A 23,089-nucleotide genomic window follows, 5' to 3' on the forward strand; every position below is an offset into this window, starting at 1 on the left:
TCCGGCGTCGGGGCCTGGAGGCGTCAGAACCGACTCCCACCGGCCGCCCGCGCTATCAGCTCTCCTCTTCCTCGACCAGGCCGACGGCGAAGGGGAACGACGTCAGGAAGTCGCGCCTCGCAGAGTCCTGTTCCGCCTCGGCCAGGTCCGCGAGCACCTGGACGAATCGCTCGCGTTGGCCGGAGGGCAGGCGGAGCAGTTCCCCGCCGACGCTCTCCATGATCTTCACGGCGGAATCGGGATCCACCTCCTCGTCCCCGCAGCTCTCCAGCCACCACACGACATCGACGAGCACCCCGGCGAGGGCCGGCACCAGCGGATCCCTGTCAGTCATGCGTGCAACGTAGCCGAGCCCTATGACAGCGCCCGGTGGATCGGGGGTTTCATGACCGCCTGCCCCCACAGGGTGATCAGCGGTCGTACCCGGCCAGCACCTGCGAGCCGTCGTGCGACGTCAGCCGCACCGCGGCGGCCTCCCCGCGTCCCGCCCCCGCCCCGTGCCCCGCCCCGGTGACGGCCACCGCCACCGCCGCGGGGTGCACGCCGTCGACGACCATGTCCGCCATGCTCGTCACGGGAGGCCGGGTGGCGAATCGGGCGGGCCAGGCGAGGACGGACGGTGGCTGCTCGGGCCCGGAGACCTCCAGCTCGCGCGGTGGCACCCCCAGCCCCACGCCCAGCGCTTTGAGTACGGCTTCCTTACGCGTCCAGGTGCGCAGGAAGGCGGGCTGCCGTTCGGCTGCCGGGCGGGCGTACAGCGCGGCGAGTTCCGCGTCGGACAGGGCGACGCGGGCGGCGGAGTCGACGTCCATGTCACCGTGGGACTCCTCGACGTCGAGGCCCACCTCCCCGCCCCGGCAGACAGCCACGCCGACGAGCGCGCCGCTGTGGGTGACGGAGAAGGTGATGGAGGAGTCGGAGGCCGGAGGGGCGTCCCCGGGGCCGTCCGGCGGTGGTGCCAGACGGACCTTGCCGTGGGGCCCGCCGCAGCGTGGACACACGCGGCGCAGGGGAACGTCCGCCGGGGCCAGCCCCAGCAGTTCGCCGAGGACCAGGCGGCTGAGGGCGCAGCCGACCAGGAACCGTCCCTTGCCCGCGGGGTCGACGGTCGCTTCGTACCGGACACGTTCCACGGGATCGAGGAGTCCCCGCAGACCCGCCCGGGCGTCCTCCAGACGGGCCCACCACACCTGCACCGGGTGTCCTGCCACAGCGCCTCGTCCTGGTTCGATGATCGGCCCACGCCACTACACTCCTGCTCACACCACACCACACGAGGGGCAGCCGCATGCGACTGCACACACAGGAGTGGGGAACGGGCGAGCGCGTCGCCGTCCTCGTCCACGGCATCATGTCCGACCACCGCACGTGGCACGAGCTGGTCCCGGTCCTGACCGGACGGGGCTACCGCGTCCTCGCCGTGGACCTGCGCGGGCACGGCGTCAGCGCGCGCGGGGAGTACGAGCCCCGGCTCTTCGCCGAGGATCTCCTCGAGACGCTGCCGCACGCCCCGGAAGTGGCGCTGGGCCATTCGCTGGGCGCGCTGGCCCTGGCCCTCGCGGTGGCGGAGCTGCGACCGGGCCGAGCCGTCTACTCGGAACCGGCCTGGCAGCTCGCCGGGGCCCATGGATCCCTGGACCCGGCTCTCTTCACGCTCTTCAAGCGCTCGTCCCGCGCTCTGGCCGCCCTCTCCCGTCCGCCGCGCGACGGGGATCCGGACGAGCGACTCGAGAAGCGGGCGGCGGCCGAGCAGCAGGCCCTCGACCACTGGGACGAGAAGACGGCGCTCGCGCTCTCCTCCCACCGGCACATCGACCACACGCCGGAGAAGGCTCTGGTGCCCTCGCTCGTCCAGACCTCGGACCCGAGCATGCTCGTCAGCGCGGAGATGCGGGCGGAACTGGTGCGGCGCGGTTTCGAGGTGCGAACGGTGCCCGACGCACCGCACGCGATCCACCGGGACCGGTTCGACGCTTTCGTCGAGTCGCTGTCGGGGTGGCTGTGAGACCTACGACTGAGAGACCTGCGGCTGCGAGCGGCTGAGCAGGTCGGAATGCAGTTCGGTGAACCGGCTGTCAGCCGGACGACCGGCCGGGCTGATCGAACTGATCGAACCAGCCGACCGAATCGGACGAGTCGAACCAGGTCAGTGAACCGCGCGCAGCATGCGCGTGACGTTGATCCGCGTCGGCGAAAGGCCGACCTCCACGCTCTGCATCATCCGCTCGCCATTGAGTCGGCCGTAGGCGAGCAGGTCGACATTGGCCAGGCTGAATTCGGGCCAGGTGTGAATGCTCAGATGCGACGCGGAAAGCAGGAGAATCGCGGTGACGGCACCGTTGGGGAAAACATGCGACGCCTCACCGAGAACGGTGGCGTTTCCCTTTTCGGCGGCCGTGCGCAGCACCTGGAGGAGGCGCTCCTCGTCGGTCAGGATGCTGTGGTCGCTCACCCACACATCGACGGCATAAGAGCACAGATCGTCGACGTTTATACCCTCGGTGGCGAGGTTGGCGGAGTTGGTCATGGGGAACCGGGGGTGACGAACCGCTGCCCCCGTCTCCTTTCACATAGATCTGCGCTGGTCCGCGCGGCCAAAGGGGAAGGTTGCGAGGCCGGTAAGCGGCGCTCGATGGTACCCAGCGTAGCATCCGGGGCGCTCTACGGCTCGCGCGCGCACCGCGTCAAGGGGGGAGGAGGGGGTTCGGAGAATTTATCCGAAAACCCACCCCACCCCCTCCGGGAACTCATTCCCAAACCTTCCCGTAAATATCACGGAGGGCGGCGAAAAGAATTCCGTTACGGAACGCGTACCGCCTGCACTGGACTCCGTATCACCGGCTCGAATGCCGCCCTGTTCCCGCCCCGTTCCCGCTCTATTCCCGTTCCGTTCCCGTCCAGTTCCCGATGCGATCCCCATCCGACCCTCATCCGACCCTCATCCGATTACGGTCGAATTCCGCATCGACTCCCGTTCCGTTCCCGACCGTCCGAGTGGGTCCGGAGGGCCGCGTACCAGCCCGTATACTCGATAGTCCCGGAATCCACCAATCAGCTTGCCTGGAGCAGCATTGTGACGAACGCGCGTCGGCACCCTCGGAGCACCACCGCGGATTCCGTACTCACGGAAGTCGCGGAAGCCGTCCGGCTCCAGGAGGGCCCGCCCGGAGTGCGGTCCGTCCTGCGGGCGCTGCGTCGTCTGGCGCCCGCGTCCACGAAGGACCTCAGCCGCGCGACGGGGCTGCCCGTCCCGATCGTGGCCGCCCTGGGGAACGAACTGCGCCGCCGGGGATTCGTCACCACACAGCGTCCGTCCCGGCTGACCGAGGCCGGTCTGGACCTCGTCGCCCAGCTCGGCATGGACCTGTCCCTCGACGCCACCTGCACCACCTGTGACGGGCGCGAGCTCGTCATCCCCGACGTCCTGGACGAAGCCGTGCTGCGGCTGCGTGCCCTCATGGAGTCGGGTCCCGCCGCGGACATGGCGATCGACCAGTCGCACTGCACGGCCGAGACCAAGGTGCGCCGGGTGCTCGCGCTGCTCACGGCGGGCACGCTGCCCGGCGGCTCCCTGCTGCTGATCGGCGACGACGACCTGGTGTCCCTCGCCGTCGCCGTGGTGGGGGACGTGCTCGGCGGTCCGATCGTCGAGCAGGTGACGGTCGTGGACATCTCCCCGGAGATCCTCGACTACATCCGCAAGGCGTCGGCCGGCCTCGGCACCCGTATCGAGACCGTCCAGCACGACCTGCGCCTGCCGCTGCCCGACGAGCTCCACGCGCAGCACGACGTGGCCATGACGGACCCGCCGTACACCGCGGAAGGCGCCCGCCTCTTCCTCTCCCGTGCCGTGGAAGGGCTGCGGCCCGGCCCCTCGCACAGCGTCTTCTTCTCGTTCGGCGGCAAGAGCCCCGACGAGATGCTGGAGGTACAGCGCGAGATCATGGGGCTGGGCCTGGTCACCAACGGTTTCGTCCGCAACTTCAACGAGTACGAGGGCAGCGGCATCCTCGGCGGTATCGGCTTCTTCCAGCACCTGCTCACGACGACGTCCACGGCCCCCACCCACGCGGGCGAGTTCAGCGGTCCCCTCTACACGGGCGACAAGCGGACCCGGCAGCGCGAGTACACGTGCGTGGCGTGCGACGCCCGTTTCCGCGTCGGGCCGGGCGCCCGCTGGACCGCGGTCGCCGCCCTGCGCGAGGAGGGCTGCCCGAACTGCGGCAAGGGCCCCTTCCGCCCCGGCCGCCTGGTCCCGGCGGAGGATCCGGCCACCCCGGCCGAGCAGCCTCCCGCCCCGGTCCGGGCCCCCGTCCAGAGCCCGGTACAGGTCCCCGGCCAGCAGGCAGCCCCCGCCCCGGTTCCGGCCCCGGCCGCTCCCGTCGGCCGCACCCATGGCTGGCGTCCGCCGGCCGAGCAGGACCGCGCCGCCCTCGCCGAGCGGGCCCGGCCGTACGTCACCCGCCAGGCCGACGAGCGCGACCTGCCGGCCATCGGGAGGTTCGAGGCCGAGATCGCCCGGGTCTCCTTCGGCGAGGACGCCATCGACGACCCCGCGCGGTGGGAGTCCCGCCTCGGCCGTGCCATGGAGAAGTCGAAGGAGGGCATGATCGTCGCCCACGGCCCGGGCGAGGAGCCCGTCGGCTGGTGCTGGGTGAGCATCAACCAGAACGCGATGACCGGCGACCGCTACGCCAACTTCCGTTCGCTGGCCGTGTCCCCGGTGGACAACCGCAGCGACGTCGCCGAACTCCTCCTCACCGCCGGTCTGGAGTTCTGCCTGGCCCGCGGCATCACCGAGGTCGTCGGCCGGGTGCACGTGGGCAACGTCCCGATGCGCACGGTGTACCGCAAGTTCGGCTTCGACCCCACCAGCCTGTCGATGAAACTGTTCCTCCCCGAGGGCGAGCCGGAGGGAGAAAGCGCCCGATGAGCGTCACGGACGGCTTCGATCCCGACGGCGTCAAGTGCGTCGTGTGGGATCTCGACGGCACCCTGTGGGACGAGATCGCCGTCGAGTCGGCCACCGACGACCTGCCCACGCCCCGCCCCGAGGCGCTCGCCGCGATCGACGCCCTGGCGGCCCGCGGTGTGCTCAGCAGCATCGCGAGCCGCAGCGCGCCCTCGGTGCTCGACCGGCTGGACGCCGTACCCGAGGTGCGGGCGCGCTTCCTGGCCCCGCAGGTGTCCTGGCAGGACAAGAGCGAGTCGCTGCGCAGGATCGCGAAGGACCTCGGCATCGCGGTGGACGCCTTGGTCCTGGTCGACGACTCCCCGTACGAGCGCGCCGAGGTCGAGGCCCTCCTGCCGGGCGTGCGCACCCTCGCGCCGGAGGACGTGACCGCGCTGCTGGCCGCGTTCGAGGGCCGGGAGGTCACCGCCGAGTCCCGCGAACGCGTGCGCCGCTACCGCACGGAGGAGACCCGCAGGGCCGAGGGCGAACGCTTCGAGGGCTCGCGCGAGGAGTTCCTGCGCTGGTGCGACATGCGCCTCAGCGTCGGCGCGGCCACGGCCGACGAGATCCCGCGCGCGCTGGAGCTCGCCGCCCGTACCCATCGGCTGAACTCCTCCGGGCTCACCCCCGACCGCCTGCGCGAGCTGGCCTCCTCGGACGGCCACGAGCTGTACACCGCCCGCATGACGGACCGTTTCGGCGAGTACGGCATCATCGGCGCCGCCCTCGTCGACCGCACCCGGCGCGCCGACCGCGGCACTCCAGCCACCTGGTCCGTCCCGCTGCTCGCGCTCTCCTGCCGGGTGGCCGGCCGGGGCGCGGCGGCGGCCTTCCTGTTCCGGCTGATGGAGCGGGCCCGCGAGGCCGGCGCCGAGGAGTTCCGGGTGACCCTGCGCCCCACGGACGCCAACCTGGAGATGCGCATCCTGCTCCGCCAGGCGGGCCTGCGCCGCACGGACGCCCCCGCCACGGCCACGACCACCGGCGTCGGCGACGCCACCCCCACCGCCCGTGCCACCACCGCGGATTCGGCGGTCCTGGGCAGGACACTTCAGGGCGACCTCCCCGGGTCACCCGCGTGGCTGCACGTATCCGACCGAGAGGACGCCGAAGCGTGACGGACATCCGAGAGCGGGCCGCGGTGGAACGGGAACTCCGTTCACTGATCGCCGAGGCGGCCCGTCTGGACGAGGCGGTGGTCGCGGAACTCCCCGCCGACACCGACCTGTTCGGACCGGAGATCGGCCTCACCTCGCTGGCCGGCGTGACCCTGCTGGGCACGGTCGACAAGCGCTACGGCGTCGACGTGGCCGCGCTGGATCTGAGCCTGGACAGCCTCCAGTCCATCGCCACCCTCACCGACTTCGTCGCGACACATCTCCAGTCGCACTAGCCACCCGACTGTACGACCGTCCTGTTCAAAAAGGGTGATCCGTCCGAACGTACCGTGACCGGCTCACGGTGTCGGCGTTGAACGGGGAGTGCGGCGGCGCCCCCTGCCACCGCACGAACCGATTCCCTAAGGAGAACGTGATGTCTCGCATCGCGAAGGTGGCCGCTGTTGCCCTCGGCACCAGCGCCGTGGTGGTCAGCGGAGCCGGCCTGGCCATGGCGGACGCGGGTGCGCAGGGCGCGGCCGTGGGTTCGCCGGGTGTCCTGTCGGGCAACGTCGTCCAGGTTCCGGTCCACATCCCGGTCAACGTCTGCGGCAACAGCGTCAGCGTCATCGGCCTGCTCAACCCGGCCTTCGGCAACGCCTGCCTCAACGTCAGCGACCACGACAAGGGTGGCGACAAGCACCACGACAAGCACGGTGACAAGCACGGCGGCGGCTACGGCGGCTGAGCTTCACCCCGTACGTCCCGGACGTACACCCCGGTCGTACCCCGCGTACGTACCACCAGGAGAGCCCCGGCACCTCGAGCGCCGGGGCTCTCCCCCTGTCCGCGGGCGGTTCACCGCGACGGGTACACCCCGACGGGCTCACCGCGACCCGCTCACGCGTACCGGTAGATCCGGGACGCGTCCTCCAACTGGTCCGGGGTCACGTCCCACGGGGGCAGCTTCTCCCGCCGGGCGACGACCCGGCGGTACTGGCGGCTGGTCGGCCCCGGCGGTTCGGCGGGCAGGTAGCGGTGTTCGCGGTGCCTGCGCTGCCAGCGGGTCCACAGCAGGTCGACGAAGGCGTGGTGCAGCCAGAAGACGGGGTCGTTGACCGACGCGCCGCCGAGCATGACCCCGCCGACCCACCGGTGCACCCGGTTGTGGTTGCGCCAGGCGGCGCTGCCCGAGCCGGTGCCCCATCCCTCCAGCTTGTTGCGGAAGCCCCGGGTGACCGTCGAGTCCCAGGGCTCGGCGTCGTAGACGGGGTCCTGGAGCGCCCGCTCCACGTCGCTTCCGGTGGGCAGGCCGATCGGGGCGGCGGCGCGGCCGAGGTCCCGGGTGAGGAAGTCCCCGTCGGTCACGTTCTCCTTGATGGTCCAGGCGCCGGTGGCGTAGGCGAACGGACCGGTCGTCACCCGGTGGTCGGAGCGCCGTCCGTTGCCGCCGAGAAGGTCCTCGGTCCAGGGCGAGGCCGTCGCGGTGCGGTCGCGCGTCCAGTCCCAGTAGGGCACCGTCACCGAGGAGTCGACCCGGCGCAGTGCCTGCTCGAGGTCCAGCAGGAATCGGCGGTGCCAGGGCAGGAAGGAGGGCGCCATGTGGGCCGTCCGCAGACCTCCGTCGCCGTCGGACACGTAGTAGTCGATGTGCATGCGGACGAACTCGTCGTACTCGCCCTTCCGTTTGATCTCCAGCAGCGCCTTCACGAAGCGCCGTCGCTCGGCGCTGGTGAGGGTGCTGACGTCCTTACGGGTGTAGGCCATGGTGTCCCCCCATGTGCGGGTGTCGGTGTACTGGATCCGCCGCGCGCAGCCGCTCTCCCGGACCGAGCCCGTCCACGGCTGCGCGGGCCGCCTCCAGCGGGGTGGCGTACGAGCTGTAGTGGTCGACCATGCTCAGCCAGGTGCCGTCCGCGCGGCGCATGAGAGGCAGGGGGCGGCCGTCGACCGTGATGTCCCAGGGGACGTCCGCCTCGGCCGCGGTTCCCGTCGCGGCGAGGACGCCCTGGATGCGCCGCCCCCGGTAGGTCTCGTCGAAGGAGTCCGTGGGGCCCTCCGCCACCGGGCGCGAGGGCCGGGAGGCGGAGACGACGGGGACGATCGCGAGGGCCGCGGCGGCGCCGAGCAGTCCGCGCAGCAGGTCCCGTCGCCGTGCGCCGTGCGCCGTGCGCGGTCTGCCCGTGACCACCGGCACTGCGCTCACGGGTACTCCGTCGACGCTGACGACCATGGTGTGCTCCTCGTCCGGTGCGCCGGCCCGGTTCGCTGATCCGGCCCGGCTGTCCGTAGCGGCTTTCTGCGGCGGCTTTCTGCAGCGGGTTTCTGCGGCGCGTTTCTGCAGCGGCTTTCCGCAGCGTTTCCATGGGGGTAACCGCCCGGCGGCCCTCCTGGTCACCGCCCGGCGCCCGAACGGTCCGCCGGGGAGACGGATCCGGACACGGCGACGGGCCCGGACGACGGCGTCCGGGCCCGTGGTGCGCGGCGATCCGCCCGCCGGAGGGGCTAGAGCCCCTCGTCCACACCGAGGTTCGCGCCGGGCACCGCCTGGAGCACCGGGGTGATCACTCCCGCCTGGGGCAGCCGGGGGTCCGGCAGGCCGTAGCGGTCGGGGTTGGGCGCGGTCAGCGGGGCTTCCAGGGCGAGACCCGGGCTCAGCGTGCGCAGGTCGGAGGCGGGGGCGTCGAGGCCGAGGTGGTTGAAGTCGCTCCCCAGGACCTCCGGCAGGGGCGCGCGCAGCCCCACACCGGGCAGCCCCGCGGCGACGGGCAGCTGCGGAACGACCCGCTCCGGGATGAGCCGGCCCTCGACGAAACGCGGGCCCTCGGGCGCACCCGGCGTCGGCAGGGGGATCTCGCCGCCGATCGTGGGCAGTTCCACGTTGAGGGACTTCTCGACGCCGTCGAGCGGTACGGGAACGGGCACCGTGCCGATCGCGGCGGCGGGGGTCACGGAGGCGGCGGCACCTGCGGCGGCCGCCACACACGTGATGACTGCGGCGAGGGTTCCTCGGGTGGTCGACTTCATCTCGGGTACGGGCCCTTTCGGAGGGGTTCGGGGGGCGTTGCGTCCGTACCGGGTAACGAGCCGGAAAACGACATCAGTTCACAATTCCCCCGTGTGCCGTAATAGTGCGAATGCCATACGGGGCTGAGGCGAGAGAGAGCCGAGGCCGGAGGTACGACGGACGGATGGTCAGCTCGTCCAGAAATCCCACCACCGGGTCAGGATCAGCATGCCGATCACCCCGATGTGCAGCAGCGGCGGCACCCAGGTGAATTCGTCGAGGAAGTTCCGCACTCCGGCCGGGGCCGGCAGGAACGCGTGGCGTACGTCGAACGCGACGGCGTACCAGAACATGAGGATCGTGGCGACCCAGGCCAGACAGCACCACAGACACAGCGCGTTGATCCGGTACAGGGACTCGAACTGCAACCAGGACACGAACCCGACGCCGAAGAGACAGCCGCCGGTGAAGGTCAGCCAGTACCAGCGCGGGAAGACGGCGCCGGCCAGCAGGCTCACGCCGACGCACACGACGATCCCGTAGGCGACCAGGCCCAGCATCGGATTGGGGAACCCGAACGCCGAGGCCTGGTCGCTCGTCATGACACTGCCGCAGGAGACGACCGGGTTGAGGCTGCACCCGGGGGTGAAGCCGGGGTCCTCCAGCAGCTTGAACTTGTCGAGGGTGATGACCCAGGCGGCCAGCAGTCCGGCCGCACCGGTGAGCACGAGCAGCAGGGCGTACGCGCGGCCGCCGCCCGCGGGCGCCGGGTGCGGCCGGGGCATCAGCCGCGCAGACTGCGAGCGGGCAGGACGATGTGCGCCGCGGCCGTCAGGGTCTCGTGGGCGCCCGCGAACGCGGCCAGCTGATCCGGTGTGACGGCCCGGCCGGGAACGGCCTCCGGCCAGGCACGGGTGGTGAGGACGAGGTAGGCGTAGCCGCGCTGCTCGACGGCCGCGAGCCACTCCTGCGGCGGCAGACACTGGGCGTTGAGGCCCGGCATGTTCAGGACGGCCGCACCGGACTCGACGAGCAGGGTGAACGGCAGGCTAGGCCGCTCGGTGCCGTCGACGACGTCCCCGCCGACGGGCATGCCGTTGTCGGTGAGCAGACGCGCGACGGCCACGGCGGTCCCCTCGGGGCCTTCCTCGGTGTCACCGAGGGAGTAGGCGAGGAGGTAGGGCATGTCGCTGCCGTCGGGGGCCTCGCCGCTCCACGGCATCACGACGAGGGTGCCAAGGTCGGCCACGCGGAAGGGGCGGGTTGCGCTCGGGGTTGAGGTCACCGCGCGACCCTATCGGCGCATCGGGGGGCATTCGGGCGTGTTCTCACCCGACCGGGGGACGCCGGTCCGTTGCTCCACACGAACGAGGGACGCGCCGCTCGACTCGCCTCGAACAGCACCGAGGGCCGGTCCCGTCGGTGACGTGACCGGCCCTTGCGGGAAAGGCGACTCAGCCCCGCAGCGGCAGCCCGCCGAGAAGGCCGGTGTGGCTGTTGAGGGCACCGGTCGCGCCCTTGACGGTGCTGAGCACGGAGTCCTTGTTCTCGGTGTCGAGCGCGTCCGACTGGTGCTGGACCGGCATCGCGTCCTCCAGGTTGATGGGACCCCTGGCGAGGGTGTCCACGGCACCGTTGAGGCTGGTGGGCGTGAGGTCGGCGGGGGTCGCGAACGCGGGCGCGGCGGCACCGGCGAGGACGATGGATCCGGCAACGACAGCGGCAGCCTTCAGGGACTTCATCGGATTCCTTTCTTCGGCGACTCGGCGACTCGGCGACTCGACCAGTCGGCGAATCGGGTCACCAGGGAAATTCTGACGTCGTGCCTAACGAGCCCCGCCGAGACCGGAAACCGTGTGCGCAGAAATTTCCGCACCCCGGCGGAATGCCGGGGTGCGGAAATCACCGGGCGAGCGTCAGCCGGCGGGCACCGCCGGCACGGCCGCGGCCGGAGCCTCGGCCGGCAGGGTCGGCAGCGTCAGACCGGCGCCGGCCAGCGTCGCGCTGACCAGGTCGAGCAGGCCCGACACCACCCCGGTCACCGCCGGGGCGACCTGGCTGACGTCGAGGGACGTCGCGGCCGCGAGGAGAGCGGCGACCGCCTTGTCCAGGGCGGCCACGGCGTCGGCCACCGGGTCGGCGGCGGCCTTCGCCTTGGCGTCGTCACCGCCCTTGCTGAGCACGGGCTTGGCCGGCAGGGCGGCGGCCGCGTCGGCGGGCGCCGCGGGCTTCGCCGGCAGCACCACCGCCGAGTCCGCGGGCACCGCGGGCTTGGCCGGCAGCACGACGGCCGGGTCGGCGGGCACCGCCGGCTTGGCCGGGACCGCGGCGGCCGGGTCGGCCGGCTTGGCCGGGACCTCGGCAGCCGGGTCGGCCGGGACCTCGGGCTTCGCCGGGACCGCGGCGGCCGGGTCGGCCGGCTCCGCCTCGGGGTCGGCCGGGGTCGCCGGAGTCGCCGGAGTCGCCGGAGTGGCCGGGGTGGCCGGGGTGGCCGCCGTGATCTTGGCGACGGCGGCCTTGACGGCGTCGCCGAGCTCGGTCGCCTGTTCGGCGGTGAGCTGGCCGTCTTCGGCCTTGAGGACGGTGTTGAGGAGGTTGGCTACCGGGGTGAGGACAGTGCCGAGCTCACCGAGGCCCTGGGCCTGGGCGAGCAGCGCGTCGGTGCCGGCGACGGGCGTATTCGACGACGCGACCTTGCGCTCATGGGCAGCGGCTCCGTCGGCCGCCATGGCGGCGGGGCCGGAGATGCCGAGGACGAGGGTGGCGCAAAGTGCGGTGGAAGCAATACGCCGTACGGGCAGACCACGCATGGGAATTCCTTTCGATTGCGTCGGGTCTTGTCCCCACCGTGCAAACGACGGTCGCCCTCCGCAACAGTTCGATCGCTGTGCGTGACGGGCATTCGTCCAGCTCACTCGCATCACCCCTGGTGAGAGGGCCTGTCAAGGCTCACCGAGCGTGTCGAGGCACTCTCCCCCCATTCGGGGCAAGGCCGTCGACGGCTGGCCACCCACACGCGAACGGCCGCCCTCCTGGCGGGAGGGCGGCCGTTCGGCGAATGACGTGTCGTGACCTCGAAGGAGAGGGAGGAGACGTCAGTCGTTGATGCAGGTGTTGCCGAACGCCGGGTTCAGCAGGCCGATCACGTTGACCGTGTTGCCGCAGACGTTGACGGGGATGTGCACGGGAACCTGGACGACATTGCCCGACAGCACGCCCGGGGAGTGCTCGGCGACGCCGCTCGCGCCACTGTCGGCGGCGGCGATGCCGGAGGCGCCGGCGACGGCCGCGGCGGCAACGGAGGTCAGGACCAGGCCCTTCGCGATACGCGACATGGAGAGGTGCTCCTTGGGGTTTTGACACAAACACCCGGGCGGGGATGCCCGGCGCTGAAGTCAACGCGCGGGACCCGCGGGGGTTGTGCCGCCAAACGAGTGATGTCACCGGAGCTCGACTTCACCATTCCGACACACTTGTCCGGTTTCGGTGGATTAATCCGGACAGCGGCTAGAGTTGCGCCCCATCCGACGCACGCCTATAGCAAGCAAATCGCACGAAAGGGCACCGCCGGTCATGCGTAATTCCCTGGGTCCGCTGCTACGCCGCGCAACAGTCGGCGTTCTCGCCCTCACCGCCCTCTGGGCACCCGGCGGCGCCCGGGCGGCCGGTGCGCCGCCCGCCGCGGAGGCGGAGCAACTCGCCTTCAAACAGCGCTACCACGCCACACAGCACGGCGGGATCGTCCGCGCGGCGAACGCGGCCATCAGCTGCCGCACCACCACCACGCCCACGGGCCGGGCGGCGCCCGCCTGTCCCTCCGCGCGCGCGGGCGGAGCGGCCGTCAACAACGCCTTCAACATGTTCTACGTCGACGTGGACCGCGACCCGAACACCTACAACTCCTCCCGCGCCGAGGTCCGGCTCCCGCAGGGCGCGCGGGTGTCGTACGCGCGGCTGTACTGGGGCGGCAACCTGCGCGTCGGCGAGCAGAAGCCGCCCAAGGACAACGGGCGGGTGCTGATCGCCGAGCCCGGCGGGGAGTACAAGGCGGTGCTCGCGGACACGGTCGTGGGCCACCGGGTCGCCCAGGGCGCCGACGCCTTCCAGGCCTCCGCGGACGTCACCGGGCTGGTGCGCTCGAGCGGTCAGGGTCTGTACACGGTCGCCCAGATCAACGTGGCCATGGGCCGTTCGGCGGCCGGCGCGTGGGGCGGCTGGACGCTCGTCGTGGCGTACGAGAACCCGAGGGAGCCGCTGCGGGACCTGTCCTTGTGGGACGGCTTCGACACCCTCGGCTCCCCCGCGGGCAAGGAGATCCGGCTGCGCGGGCTCGCCGTTCCGCGGGGCGCGGGCGGCCGGGCCGGGCTCGTCGCGTACGACGGCGACCGCGGCCGAACGGGTGATTCGCTCATGTTCTCGACCGGTGGCCGACCGGCCGTCGCGCTCACGGACGCGGTCAACCCATCTGACGATGTGTTGAACTCCACGATCAGCGAGCCGGGGGAGGCTCCGGCGGCGCGTGTACCGGCGTACGTCAACACCCTCGGCTACGACTCCGATGTGTTCGATCTGAGCGGCGGTTTGCGGCGCGGCGGTGACCAGCTGGCCGTCCGGCTCGTTTCCCACCGGGACGCGGCGTGGGCCGGGGCGCTCTTCGTCGCCGTCGACACACGGAAGAAGCACTAGGCGCGTTCCCGCCCGTCCCGAGCGCCACCGTGAGCGAGGAAACCGCGCAATGCACCAGCCAGAACCCGACGTCAGACCGCGGGTCCTGCATCTCACCCAGCCCGTGGACGGCGGGGTCGCCCGGGTCGTGACGGATCTGACGCGGGCCCAGCTCGCGGACGGCCTGCACGTCACCGTGGCGTGCCCGGCCGGCCGGCTCGCCGGGGACCTGCGGACCCTGGGCGCGGACGTGCGGCACTGGGCGGCGAGCCGGTCGCCGGGGCCCTCGCTCCCCGGTGAGGTACGACGGCTCGTACGCCTGCTCGCCGAGGTACGCCCCGACCTGGTGCACGCGCACAGCGCGAAGGCCGGGCTGGCCGGGCGGCTCGCGGTGCGCGGGCGGATCCCGACCGTGTTCCAGCCGCACGCCTGGTCCTTCGAGGCGGTGGGCGGCACCACCGCGGCCCTGGCGCTCAGGTGGGAGCGGTTCGGCGCCCGTTGGGCGGACCGGCTGGTGTGTGTGAGCGAGGCGGAGCGCACCACCGGCCTGCGCGCCCGGATCGGCGGGCAGGTCAGCGTCATCCCCAACGGCATCGATCCCGAGCGCTTCCACCCCGCCTCCGTCGACACCGTACGGGCCTCCCTCCTGCCCCAACTCGAACCGGCCGCACCGCTGGTGGTGTGCGTGGGGCGGCTGTGCCGGCAGAAGGGGCAGGACGTCCTGCTGACGGCGTGGCCGGACATCGCGCGCGAGGTGCCCGGCGCCCGGCTGGTCCTGGTCGGCGACGGACCGGACGGGGAGCGGCTGCGGTCCCGCGCGCCGGATTCGGTGCTGTTCGCGGGGGCCGTCACCGATGCCGTGCCCTGGTACCAGGCCGCCGACCTGGTCGTGCTGCCCTCGCGCTGGGAGGGCATGGCACTGGCCCCGCTGGAGGCGCTGGCCTGCGGGCGGCCCGTGGTGGTGACCGACGTGGACGGCGCCCGGGAGAGCCTGCCGGCCGCGCTCGCGCCCCGCTGTCTGGTGCCCGCCGGGAACCCGGCGGCGCTGGCCGGTGCCGTCGCCGGACTGCTGCTCGACCCGCTGCTGCGCGAGTCGCTCGGCCACCAGGGACGCCGGCACGTCCTGACCACGCACGACGTGCGGCGCACGGCCGGGGCGGTCGCGGACGTGTACCGCGAACTGCTCACGACCACACAAGGGGCGCGCGTCGCGCCCACCGAGTGCAGGGAGTCCATCCACTCGTGACTGCGGAAAGCACCGTCCCCTCTCCCGGCGCGCAGCCCGGGTACTCTCCCGTCTCGGTCATTCCGCGCCGGGAGAGCGGAGCGGGATTCCGGTTCCCCACCCGGCGGCCCCCGGCGCGCCCCGCCTCGCCGCTGCCGCTGCTGTGCACCGACGGCCTCGCCACGTTCGTGGGCGCGCTGGCACTGACCGGGGCGCAGCGCCGCCCCCTGCTGGTGGCCCTGCTGGTGGCGGCGACCATATTGCTGCGCCCGCAGCGACCGCGTCCGGTGGTGGGCGTGCTGGACGAACTGCCCACCGTCTGCGGCCGGATCGCGGTGGCCTGGCTGGCGCTGGGCACGCTCGTCGCGGCGTGGAACCCGGCCCACGCGCTGTCGGTCCGCACCCTGGTCCTCGGGTGCGCGGCACAGGCCGCGGCCGGCTGCGCGGGCCGCGCGCTGGTACACCTGCGGTACCGCCGGGCGCTGCTGCGCCGTCCGCACGCCGCGCTCGTCATCGGCCCCGCCGCGACCGCGCAGCGGGTGGCCGCCGCCGTGCTGCGGCACCCCAGGTCCGGGGTCCAGCCGGTGGGCATCGTGACCGAACGGGCGGACGGCGCCGACGGACTGCCCGTGCTGACCACGGGTCAGGAGGTGCAGCGGGCCCTCATCCAGAACGGCGTCCGGGACGTGCTGTGCGTCCATCCCGCCGTACGTACCGTGCAGGGCCCGCTGCTGCGGGCGCTCGCCGAGTCGGGCTGCACGGTGTGGGAGGTCGACGCCGACACCCCCTCGTACGCGAGCCGCGAACAGCTCGCCGGGTTCTCCTGCCGGCGTCTCGACATGGGCGGCCGGCGCCGGGGCAGTCTCGGCAAGCGGCTGCTGGACATCGCGGTCTCCGGGGCGCTGCTCCTGCTGCTGAGCCCGCTGCTGGCGGTGTGCGCGGTGGTGCTGCGGCTGACCGACGGGCCCGGGGTCGTCTTCCGGCAGGAGCGCATCGGCAAGGACGGGCGGCCGTTCACGCTGCTGAAGTTCCGCACCCACCGCCCCGTCGACGAGCACGAGGCCGCGACCCGGTGGAGCGTGGCCGGCGAGCGGGAGATGAGCCGCTTCTGCCGCATCCTGCGCCAGACGTCGCTGGACGAGCTGCTCCAGCTGTGGAACGTCCTGTGCGGCGACATGAGCCTGGTCGGACCGCGCCCCGAACGCCCCTACTTCGTCGGTCAGTTCAGCCAGACCTATCCCGGCTATGCGGCCCGCCACCGGATGCAGACCGGCATCACCGGCCTCGCCCAGGTCCAGGGGCTGCGCGGCGACACCTCGATCGAGGACCGGGCCCGTTTCGACAACGCGTACATCGACAACTGGTCGCTGTGGCAGGACGTCTGCATCCTGCTGCGCACCGCGGCCGCCCTCGTGCGACCGACCGGGAGCTGAATCGCCGATGACCCTCGCCCTGCCCATGCCCCGCGCCCGGACGCTGTCACCGGTCCTGCCCGTGGTCGCCGTGGTCGCCCTGCTCGGCCTGCCGATCGGCCCCGGCGGTGAGGGCGGCGCCGGACCGGCCGACGCGCTGTCCGCGCTGGTCGTGCTGTTCTGCGTGGTCCGGCTGCTGCGGCAGCGGCGGCGCCCGCTGTCCCGTACGGCCGCCCTGGTGCTCGGACTGCCGGTGGTCGGGCTCGCGCTCGCCGCGATGGGCGCGTCCTCGCCGGGGGCGGGGCTCTCCGGCCTGGGCCGCTACCTCCAGATCTTCGTGCTCGTCCCGGCGGCGGTCGTCCTCCTCGTCCGCGACCGGACCGACTTCCGGGTGCTGGCCTGGTCGTTCGTCGGGCTCGCGGGGTGGCAGGGGGCGGTGGGCGTCCACCAGTTCGTCACCGGGACGGGCGCCTCCTACCAGGGCGAGAACATCCGGGCGGTCGGCACCTTCGGGCCGCAGGACGTGATGGGCATGGCGACCGTCGTGGCGTTCGGCCTGATCTGCGCCGTCGGGCTGGCACTCGGCCGGACCCCGGTACGGCAGCGGGTGATCGCCGCCTGCTCGGCGCTCGCGCTGCTGGTGCCGCTGGCGCTCTCCTTCAGCCGGGGCGCGTGGATCGCGACCGTGCTGACCTGCGCGATCCAAGTGGCGCTCGCCGGGCCGCGGCGGGCGCTGAAGGTGGGCGCGGTGGCGGCCGCGGCCGGGGTGATCCTGGTGGGCGGCTTCGGGGTCGGCTCGGCGATGCTCCAGGAGCGCGTCAACAGCATCACGCAGGTCAGGGACGCGCCCGACCAGTCGGTCACCGACCGGTACACGATGTGGGCGGCGGCGGTCGGCATGTGGCGCGACCAGCCGCTGACCGGCGTCGGGCTGAAGGGCTTCCCCGAGCACCGCGACGGCCACGCCTCGCTCGCGCTGTCCTCGGGCAGCGACACCGACGGGGCGGGCGGCGGATTCGTCAAGCAGCCGTTGCTCTCCCCGCACAACATGTACCTGCTGATCCTCAGCGAGCAGGGCCTGATCGGGCTGCTCGCCCTCGCGGGCGGCTGGCTGGCGATGCTGGCGTGCGGGCTGCGCGGATGGTTCCGGGTCCGGCGCTCCGGACCCGGCCTCGACTGTGCGCTCGTCGCCTGCGGCCTGCTGATCTGGCAACTCGTGGACTTCACGTACGCCGACATCGGCGGTCCGTCGACCGTGCTGACCGCCGTCGTCTTCGGGGCCGTGGCCTGGTGGGCGCTGGTCGGTGCCGACGGCCGCGAGGAGGCGCTGACCCGATGACGGTCACCCCTCCCCGGACGCCTCGCACGGACGGTCCCGCCTCCGTGCCGTCGGCGCGGTCCGCCGCCCGGTCCGGGGAGACGGCCGACGAGGCCGCGACCGCCGCCACGGCGGCCGACGAGACGGCGGGCGGCGAGACGGCGGGCGGCGGGCAGGAGTGCGGCGAACTCCCCCCGGCCTCACGTCGGTTCCTCGCCAAGGCCACGCTCGTCACCGCCGTGCTCTCCCTCGCCGGGGCCCTGCTCGGGCTGGTGCGGGACCAGGCGCTGGCCCGGTTGTTCGGGGCGGGCAGCGACACCGACGCCTTCCTCGTGGCGTGGACCGTGCCCGAGTTCGCGGCCACGCTGCTCATCGAGGACGGGCTCGCGTTCGCCCTGATCCCGGCGTTCAGCATGGCGCTGGCCCGCCGCTCCCAGGGCGCCCCGGGCGACCCGGTCCGCGCCCTGGTCGCCGGCACGCTGCCCCGCCTGTCGCTGGCCTTCGTCGCGGTGGGCGCCCTGTTCATCGGCCTGGCACCGCAGTTGGTCGAGGTCCTCGCCCCGGGCCTGCCCGACCCCGCGCTCGCCGTCGACTGCACCCGGCTCACCGCCACCTGCGTGGTGAGCTTCGGGCTCGCCGGGTACTGCAGCGCCGCCCTGCGCGCGCACCGGCGGTACGGAGCTCCCGCGGCGATCTACGTCGCCTACAACGTCGGCATCATCACCGGGATGTTCGTGCTCGGGGGGCGCTGGGGGGTGCGCTCGGCGGCGGCCGGGGTCGCGGTCGGCGGGCTGCTGATGGTCCTCGTCCAGCTGCCCTCCCTGCTGGGCCGCCTGAGGAAGCGCGGGGTGACCGAGGAGGCCTCCGCGCAGGAGGTGCCCCGGCCTCTCGACACCCTGCTCCTCACGACCGTGCTCCTGTTCGCGCTGTGCCGGCAGTCCCAGGTCCTCATCGAGCGCTTCCTCGCCTCGCAGCTGCCGGCCGGGGCGATCTCGCACCTGAACTACGCGCAGAAGGTCGCGCAGATGCCGATGATCCTGTCGGTGATGGTGTGCACGGTCACCTTCCCGGTGGTCGCGCGCGCGCTGGCCGAGGGGGACACCGAACGGGCCCGCTCCCGGGTGGAGCGGGATCTGGCACTGGCCGCGTGTGTCGTGCTGCTGGGCACGGCGGCCGTGCTGGCCTGTGCGCCGCAGATCATCGAAGTCCTCTTCCAGCGGGGCGCGTTCACCGCGAAGGACACGGCGGCGACGGCCGGCGTGATGCGGGTGTACGCGCTCGGGCTGCTCGGCCAGACCCTGGTGGGCGTGCTGGTCCGCTCCTACTTCTCGGCCGGCCGGGGCTCCTGGTACCCGGTCGCCGCGATGGCGTCCGGGATCGTCGTGACCTCCTGGATCGGCGCGCTGAGCGTCGGCGTCTGGGGCGTGTACGGGATCGCCGCGGCCAACGCGATCGGCATCACCGTCACCGCCCTCGTCCTGCTGGCCGGGATGGGTCCGCGCAGCGTTCCGGTCGAGGTCCGGGGCGTTCTGCGCGAACTGAGCCGACCGGTGCGGGCGGCCCTGGTGGCCACCCTGGCGGGGTCCTTCGCCGCCGGGCGGTTCACCGACCCCCTGTCCGGCCTGGCCGCCGGGGGGCTCACCGTGACCGTCGTCTTCCTGCTGCTCGGCCGTGCCCTGGGCTCCCAGGGCATCGCCTCCGCACTCCGTTCCGTACGTTCCGCGACCCGAAGGTTCTCCCATGTCCGCTCCTGACCACAGCAGACGCACTCCCGTCCCGTGGGTGGCGATGTACCACTCCGTGGGGGACTGCTCCGAGGATCCGTACCGCATCACCGTCACCCCCGAGCGGCTGGAGAAGCAGCTGGTGTGGCTGCGCCGGCGCGGGCTGCGCGGCGTCTCCATGGCGGAGCTGCTCGCCGCCCGCGCCCGGGGCGAGGGCCGCGACCTGGTCGGTCTCACCTTCGACGACGGGTACGCCGACTTCCTCACCGAGGCGCTTCCCGTGCTGCGCCGCCACCGTTGCACGGCCACCCTGTTCGTGCTGCCCGGCCGGCTCGGCGGCGACAACGCCTGGGACCCGCTGGGCCCGCGCAAGCCGCTGCTGACCGCCGACGGCATCTGCCGCGCGGCCTCCGAGGGCGTCGAGATCGGCTCGCACGGCCTCACCCACGTCGATCTCACCAAGGCCGACGAACTCACCCTCAAGACGGAGACCGTCGACAGCCGCGCGGCCCTCACCGCGTTGCTCGGCACCGAGCCCGAGGGCTTCTGCTATCCGTACGGGACGATCGACCGGCGCGCCATGGACGCCGTGCGCGAGGCCGGTTACTCCTACGCCTGCGCGATCGACCCCGGCCCGCTGAACGGGCTCCACGCCCTTCCCCGCCTGCACATCGGGCAGGGCGACAACTCCCTCCGCATGCATCTGAAGTACCGGCTGCACCGGTTGCGCCGGCGGCCCGTCGAGGGGCTGCGGTGAAGGCACTGCACATCATCACGGGGCTCGGCGTCGGCGGTGCCGAGCAGCAACTGCGGCTGCTGCTGCGGCATCTGCCGGTCGAGTGCGAGGTGGTGACGCTGACCAACCCGGGCACGGTGGCCGAAGGGCTGGAGAGCGACGGGGTCCGGGTCGTCCACCTCGGCATGGCCGGCAACCGCGATCTGGCCGCGCTCCCCCGCCTGGTCCGCATCATCCGCTCCGGGGGCTACGACCTCGTCCACACCCACCTCTACCGGGCCTGCGTGTACGGCCGGCTGGCCGCGCGGCTCGCCGGGGTCCGCGCGGTCGTCGCCACCGAACACTCCCTGGGCGAGTCGCAGATGGAGGGGCGGAAACTGACCTCCGGGGTCCGCGCGCTCTACCTGGCCAGCGAGCGGCTGGGCCGCACCACGGTCGCCGTCTCCCCCACGGTCGCCGACCGTCTGCGCGGCTGGGGCGTCCCCGCCCCCCGGATCGAGGTCGTCCCCAACGGCATCGACCTGGCCCGCTTCCGCTTCGACCCGGACGCCCGCCGCCGCACCCGCCGCCGCCTCGGCCTGCCCGACGACGCCTGTGTCGTCGGCGGCGTCGGACGGCTCACGGCGGCCAAACGCTTCGACGTCCTCATCCACGCCCTCGCCCGGCTGCCCGCCGACCACTGGCTGGTGCTGGTCGGCGGCGGACCCGAGGAGAACGTGCTGCGCCGCACCGCGCACGAGTCGGGGGTCGCCGACCGGGTCCTGTTCACCGGTGAACGCCCCTGCGTCCCCGACGGCACCCCCGGCCCCGACCTGCCCTCCCTCACCTCCGCCATGGACCTGTTCGTCTCCCCCTCCCCCGAGGAGACCTTCGGCCTGGCCGTCGTCGAGGCGCTGGCCTGCGGCCTGCCCGTGCTCTACGCCTCCTGCCCCGCGATCGAGCAGCTGCCCGCCCCGGCGAGGGGCGCCCGCCGGGTGACCGGCGGCACCGAGGCGTTCGTGCGCGCGCTGACCGAGGCACGTGCGCAGCCCCCCGGCCCGCGCACCGCCTCCGAAGCCGCCCGCCACTACGACATCACCCGCAGCGCCGCCCAGCTCATGGACGTGTACACGGCCACCGTTTCCGGACCGCCCCTGCTCTCCCCCGCCACCCCGACACCCCAGGGAGTCAGTTCCCCATGACCGAGAACCCCCGCCGCCCCGCCGCCCTGCGCCGCGCCAAGGCGCTCCCGCCCTGGTCCCTGCTCGCGGTCGGCGCCGTCGCCGGCGGTCTGCTCGGCGGCACGTACGGCGTCCTCAAGCCGCCCGCGTACACGGCCACCGCCTATGTCGTCGCCGTTCCCACCGAGAAGTCCGACCCTGCGTCCGCGCTCGGCTTCGCGCAGGCCTACGGCCGGGTCGCCACGCAGCTCGCGGTGCTCGGGGACGCGCAGGTGTGGGCCGGCGTGCCGGTGAAGACGCTCCAGCAGAGCGTGCAGACGGCGACCTCGCCGGACGCGCCGATGGTCTCGATCACGGCGACCTCCACCCGGGCCGACCTGGCCGCGGACATGGCCAACGCGGTCTCCCGCTCGCTGACCCAGCACGCCAGGAGTTCCAAGGCCGCCACCAACGTCGAGCTCCAGCAGTTCGCCCGCGCGGTCCGGCCGACCGGCCCCTCCTCGGTGTCGCCGGCGGTGACGGGTCTGGTGGGGGCGAGCGCGGGCGGTCTGCTCGGCGGGCTGCTGCTGCTGGCGCGTCCGAGGCGGGGCCGGGAGGACGAGGCCGCGCGCCCCGCCGCCGTCCCCGGTCCGGCCTTCGCCGCCGACGCCCACGGAGCGCTGTGAAGCCGACGTTCACCACCGAACTCGTCACCGACGAGCAGGCCTTCGCCGCCCTCGCCCCGGCCTGGGGCCGGCTGTACCAGCGGTGTGCGAGTGCCACCCCGTTCCAGAGCCACGCCTGGCTGCACTCGTGGTGGCTGTCGTACGGCAGGCGCGGCCGGCTGCGTCTGCTGCTGGTCCGCGACGGCGGTGAACTCGTCGCCGCGGCCCCGCTGATGGCCGTACGCCGACCGCTGCCCGCGCTCGTGCCGCTCGGCGGGGCGATCTCCGACTACGGGGACGTCCTCGTCGACGACGAACAGGGCGAGCAGGCCGTCGCCGCGCTCACCGAGGGCCTGGCGGCAGCCGCCCGCACGGCACTGATCGACTTCCGCGAGGTGCGGCCGGGCGGTGCGGTGGAGCAGGTCTACGAGCGCTGGCACGGCCCCCGGCGGCGGGTGAGCGACTCGGTGTGCCTGGAGCTGCCCGCCGTGCCCATGGACGAGCTGGTGGCGCGGCTGCCGTCGGCGAAGGCCCAGCGGGTGCGCGCCAAGCTGCGCAAGCTGACCGCGTTGGGCGTCGAGCGTCAGGTCGTGTGCCCGGAGGAGGTCGACTCGGCGCTGCGCCGGCTGCTGGAACTGCACCAGTTGCAGTGGCAGGGGCGGAAGGTGACGGGCGAGCACCTGCGGACACGGTTCTGTGAACACCTGGTGCGGTCGGTCGGGCCGATGGTCCGCTCCGGGGACGCGGTGGTCACCGAGTTCCGGCTCGACGACGACGTGGTGGCCGTCGATCTGACCCTGCTGTCGCGACGGCTGGCCGGTGGCTATCTCTACGGCGCCCATCCCCGGCTGCGCGAACGCAAGGCGGACGTGGCGGTGATGCTGCTCGACGCGTGCGCCGAGCACTCCCGCAGCGGGGGCCGCGCCGCGCTCAGCCTGCTGCGCGGCAACGAGCCCTACAAGCACCACTGGCGACCCGAACCGGTCGTCAACCAGCGGCTGCTGCTGGCCCGTCGGCGTACCGCGCCGCTGCTGTCGGCGGTCGTGTGCGACGTGGCCGCGCGACGGCGGGGCAAGGAATTGCTGCTCCGGCTGGAGCAGCGGAGGGAGCGTGACGGTGGCGGCAGGTCCTGACGCGGGCCTGCCGC

Annotated in this window: 25 protein-coding genes; 14 read left to right on the forward strand and 11 right to left on the reverse strand. The window is 73.0% G+C overall.

The annotated features are described in order from the left end of the window. Positions 1-55: 55 nt before the first annotated feature. Together ASD48_RS05320 and ASD48_RS05325 are read right to left on the reverse strand one after the other, a co-directional pair. Positions 56-334 carry a hypothetical protein gene (locus ASD48_RS05320; RefSeq protein ID WP_057600175.1) on the reverse strand — a complete coding sequence of 93 codons (279 nt, stop codon included), beginning with the start codon at positions 332-334 and terminating at the stop codon, positions 56-58. Between the two features lie 76 nt (positions 335-410). Then, on the reverse strand, positions 411-1,211 hold the full coding sequence (locus ASD48_RS05325; protein WP_242432508.1) for a 4'-phosphopantetheinyl transferase superfamily protein: 801 nt from the start codon (positions 1,209-1,211) through the stop codon (positions 411-413). A gap of 77 nt (positions 1,212-1,288) precedes the next feature. Between ASD48_RS05325 and ASD48_RS05330 the strand changes: the two genes are divergently transcribed. Then, on the forward strand, positions 1,289-2,005 hold the full coding sequence (locus ASD48_RS05330) for an alpha/beta hydrolase (RefSeq protein ID WP_057600178.1): 717 nt from the start codon (positions 1,289-1,291) through the stop codon (positions 2,003-2,005). A 141-nt stretch (positions 2,006-2,146) separates the two neighbouring features. Here ASD48_RS05330 and ASD48_RS05335 read toward each other — a convergent pair whose 3' ends face one another. Further along, a complete protein-coding gene (locus tag ASD48_RS05335; protein ID WP_020132946.1) occupies positions 2,147-2,527 on the reverse strand; it encodes an S-adenosylmethionine decarboxylase in 381 nt (126 codons plus the stop codon). A 546-nt stretch (positions 2,528-3,073) separates the two neighbouring features. Between ASD48_RS05335 and ASD48_RS05340 the strand changes: the two genes are divergently transcribed. The 4 genes from ASD48_RS05340 to ASD48_RS05355 all read left to right on the forward strand — a co-directional run bounded on the left by ASD48_RS05340 (position 3,074) and on the right by ASD48_RS05355 (position 6,799). After that, the gene (locus tag ASD48_RS05340) at positions 3,074-4,933 is read left to right on the forward strand and encodes a GNAT family N-acetyltransferase (RefSeq protein ID WP_057600180.1); all 1,860 of its coding nucleotides are present in this window, start codon (positions 3,074-3,076) and stop codon (positions 4,931-4,933) included. Continuing rightward, on the forward strand, positions 4,930-6,072 hold the full coding sequence (locus ASD48_RS05345; RefSeq protein ID WP_057600181.1) for an HAD-IIIC family phosphatase: 1,143 nt from the start codon (positions 4,930-4,932) through the stop codon (positions 6,070-6,072). Before ASD48_RS05340 ends, ASD48_RS05345 begins: the two co-directional genes overlap by 4 nt. Continuing rightward, positions 6,069-6,347: a phosphopantetheine-binding protein gene (locus ASD48_RS05350; protein WP_057600182.1), complete on the forward strand. Its 279-nt coding sequence runs from the start codon at positions 6,069-6,071 to the stop codon at positions 6,345-6,347. Before ASD48_RS05345 ends, ASD48_RS05350 begins: the two co-directional genes overlap by 4 nt. 140 nt (positions 6,348-6,487) lie before the next feature. After that, positions 6,488-6,799 carry a chaplin gene (locus tag ASD48_RS05355; RefSeq protein ID WP_057600183.1) on the forward strand — a complete coding sequence of 104 codons (312 nt, stop codon included), beginning with the start codon at positions 6,488-6,490 and terminating at the stop codon, positions 6,797-6,799. A 152-nt stretch (positions 6,800-6,951) separates the two neighbouring features. On the opposite strand, the gene ASD48_RS05360 is transcribed toward ASD48_RS05355, so the two are convergent. From ASD48_RS05360 to ASD48_RS05395, 8 genes are all read right to left on the reverse strand, one after another. Further along, complete coding sequence (locus ASD48_RS05360; protein WP_057600185.1) at positions 6,952-7,818, reverse strand: tyrosinase family protein; 867 nt, start codon at positions 7,816-7,818, stop codon at positions 6,952-6,954. Continuing rightward, a complete protein-coding gene (locus ASD48_RS05365; RefSeq protein ID WP_242432509.1) occupies positions 7,802-8,257 on the reverse strand; it encodes a tyrosinase cofactor in 456 nt (151 codons plus the stop codon). The genes ASD48_RS05360 and ASD48_RS05365 overlap by 17 nt, the downstream gene beginning before the upstream one ends. Positions 8,258-8,556: 299 nt before the next feature. Then, the gene (locus ASD48_RS05370) at positions 8,557-9,078 is read right to left on the reverse strand and encodes a hypothetical protein (RefSeq protein ID WP_057600189.1); all 522 of its coding nucleotides are present in this window, start codon (positions 9,076-9,078) and stop codon (positions 8,557-8,559) included. A gap of 168 nt (positions 9,079-9,246) precedes the next feature. Further along, a complete protein-coding gene (locus ASD48_RS05375) occupies positions 9,247-9,843 on the reverse strand; it encodes a vitamin K epoxide reductase family protein (RefSeq protein ID WP_057600190.1) in 597 nt (198 codons plus the stop codon). After that, entirely contained in the window at positions 9,843-10,343 is a 501-nt protein-coding gene (locus tag ASD48_RS05380; protein WP_057600192.1) for a DUF5949 family protein, read from the reverse strand. Before ASD48_RS05380 ends, ASD48_RS05375 begins: the two co-directional genes overlap by 1 nt. A gap of 169 nt (positions 10,344-10,512) precedes the next feature. Continuing rightward, positions 10,513-10,800, reverse strand: a complete 288-nt coding sequence (locus tag ASD48_RS05385) for a hypothetical protein (protein ID WP_057600194.1) — start codon at positions 10,798-10,800, stop codon at positions 10,513-10,515. Between the two features lie 174 nt (positions 10,801-10,974). Continuing rightward, positions 10,975-11,868 (reverse strand): hypothetical protein, encoded by an 894-nt coding sequence (locus ASD48_RS05390; RefSeq protein ID WP_057600197.1) that lies wholly within the window; start codon positions 11,866-11,868, stop codon positions 10,975-10,977. Positions 11,869-12,153: 285 nt separating this feature from the next. Continuing rightward, entirely contained in the window at positions 12,154-12,393 is a 240-nt protein-coding gene (locus tag ASD48_RS05395; RefSeq protein ID WP_057600199.1) for a chaplin, read from the reverse strand. A gap of 238 nt (positions 12,394-12,631) precedes the next feature. Between ASD48_RS05395 and ASD48_RS05400 the strand changes: the two genes are divergently transcribed. Genes ASD48_RS05400 through ASD48_RS05440 form a run of 9 tightly spaced genes read left to right on the forward strand, consistent with a single transcriptional unit; the run spans position 12,632 to position 23,075 of the window. After that, the gene (locus ASD48_RS05400) at positions 12,632-13,744 is read left to right on the forward strand and encodes a hypothetical protein (protein ID WP_057600200.1); all 1,113 of its coding nucleotides are present in this window, start codon (positions 12,632-12,634) and stop codon (positions 13,742-13,744) included. 49 nt (positions 13,745-13,793) lie between these two features. Beyond that, positions 13,794-14,969 (forward strand): glycosyltransferase, encoded by a 1,176-nt coding sequence (locus ASD48_RS05405; protein ID WP_057600202.1) that lies wholly within the window; start codon positions 13,794-13,796, stop codon positions 14,967-14,969. Continuing rightward, on the forward strand, positions 14,966-16,381 hold the full coding sequence (locus tag ASD48_RS05410) for an exopolysaccharide biosynthesis polyprenyl glycosylphosphotransferase (RefSeq protein WP_057600204.1): 1,416 nt from the start codon (positions 14,966-14,968) through the stop codon (positions 16,379-16,381). Before ASD48_RS05405 ends, ASD48_RS05410 begins: the two co-directional genes overlap by 4 nt. Positions 16,382-16,388: 7 nt before the next feature. Beyond that, positions 16,389-17,699 carry an O-antigen ligase family protein gene (locus ASD48_RS05415; RefSeq protein ID WP_057600205.1) on the forward strand — a complete coding sequence of 437 codons (1,311 nt, stop codon included), beginning with the start codon at positions 16,389-16,391 and terminating at the stop codon, positions 17,697-17,699. Beyond that, complete coding sequence (gene murJ, locus ASD48_RS05420) at positions 17,696-19,432, forward strand: murein biosynthesis integral membrane protein MurJ (protein ID WP_057600208.1); 1,737 nt, start codon at positions 17,696-17,698, stop codon at positions 19,430-19,432. The genes ASD48_RS05415 and murJ overlap by 4 nt, the downstream gene beginning before the upstream one ends. After that, on the forward strand, positions 19,419-20,159 hold the full coding sequence (locus tag ASD48_RS05425) for a polysaccharide deacetylase family protein (protein ID WP_079073616.1): 741 nt from the start codon (positions 19,419-19,421) through the stop codon (positions 20,157-20,159). Before murJ ends, ASD48_RS05425 begins: the two co-directional genes overlap by 14 nt. Next, complete coding sequence (locus tag ASD48_RS05430) at positions 20,156-21,319, forward strand: glycosyltransferase (RefSeq protein ID WP_057600212.1); 1,164 nt, start codon at positions 20,156-20,158, stop codon at positions 21,317-21,319. The genes ASD48_RS05425 and ASD48_RS05430 overlap by 4 nt, the downstream gene beginning before the upstream one ends. Further along, positions 21,316-21,963: a hypothetical protein gene (locus tag ASD48_RS05435; RefSeq protein ID WP_057600214.1), complete on the forward strand. Its 648-nt coding sequence runs from the start codon at positions 21,316-21,318 to the stop codon at positions 21,961-21,963. The genes ASD48_RS05430 and ASD48_RS05435 overlap by 4 nt, the downstream gene beginning before the upstream one ends. After that, a complete protein-coding gene (locus ASD48_RS05440; protein WP_057600217.1) occupies positions 21,960-23,075 on the forward strand; it encodes a GNAT family N-acetyltransferase in 1,116 nt (371 codons plus the stop codon). The genes ASD48_RS05435 and ASD48_RS05440 overlap by 4 nt, the downstream gene beginning before the upstream one ends. Positions 23,076-23,089: the final 14 nt, after the last annotated feature.

The organism is Streptomyces sp. Root1310, from assembly GCF_001426425.1.
Lineage (GTDB): Bacteria > Actinomycetota > Actinomycetes > Streptomycetales > Streptomycetaceae > Streptomyces.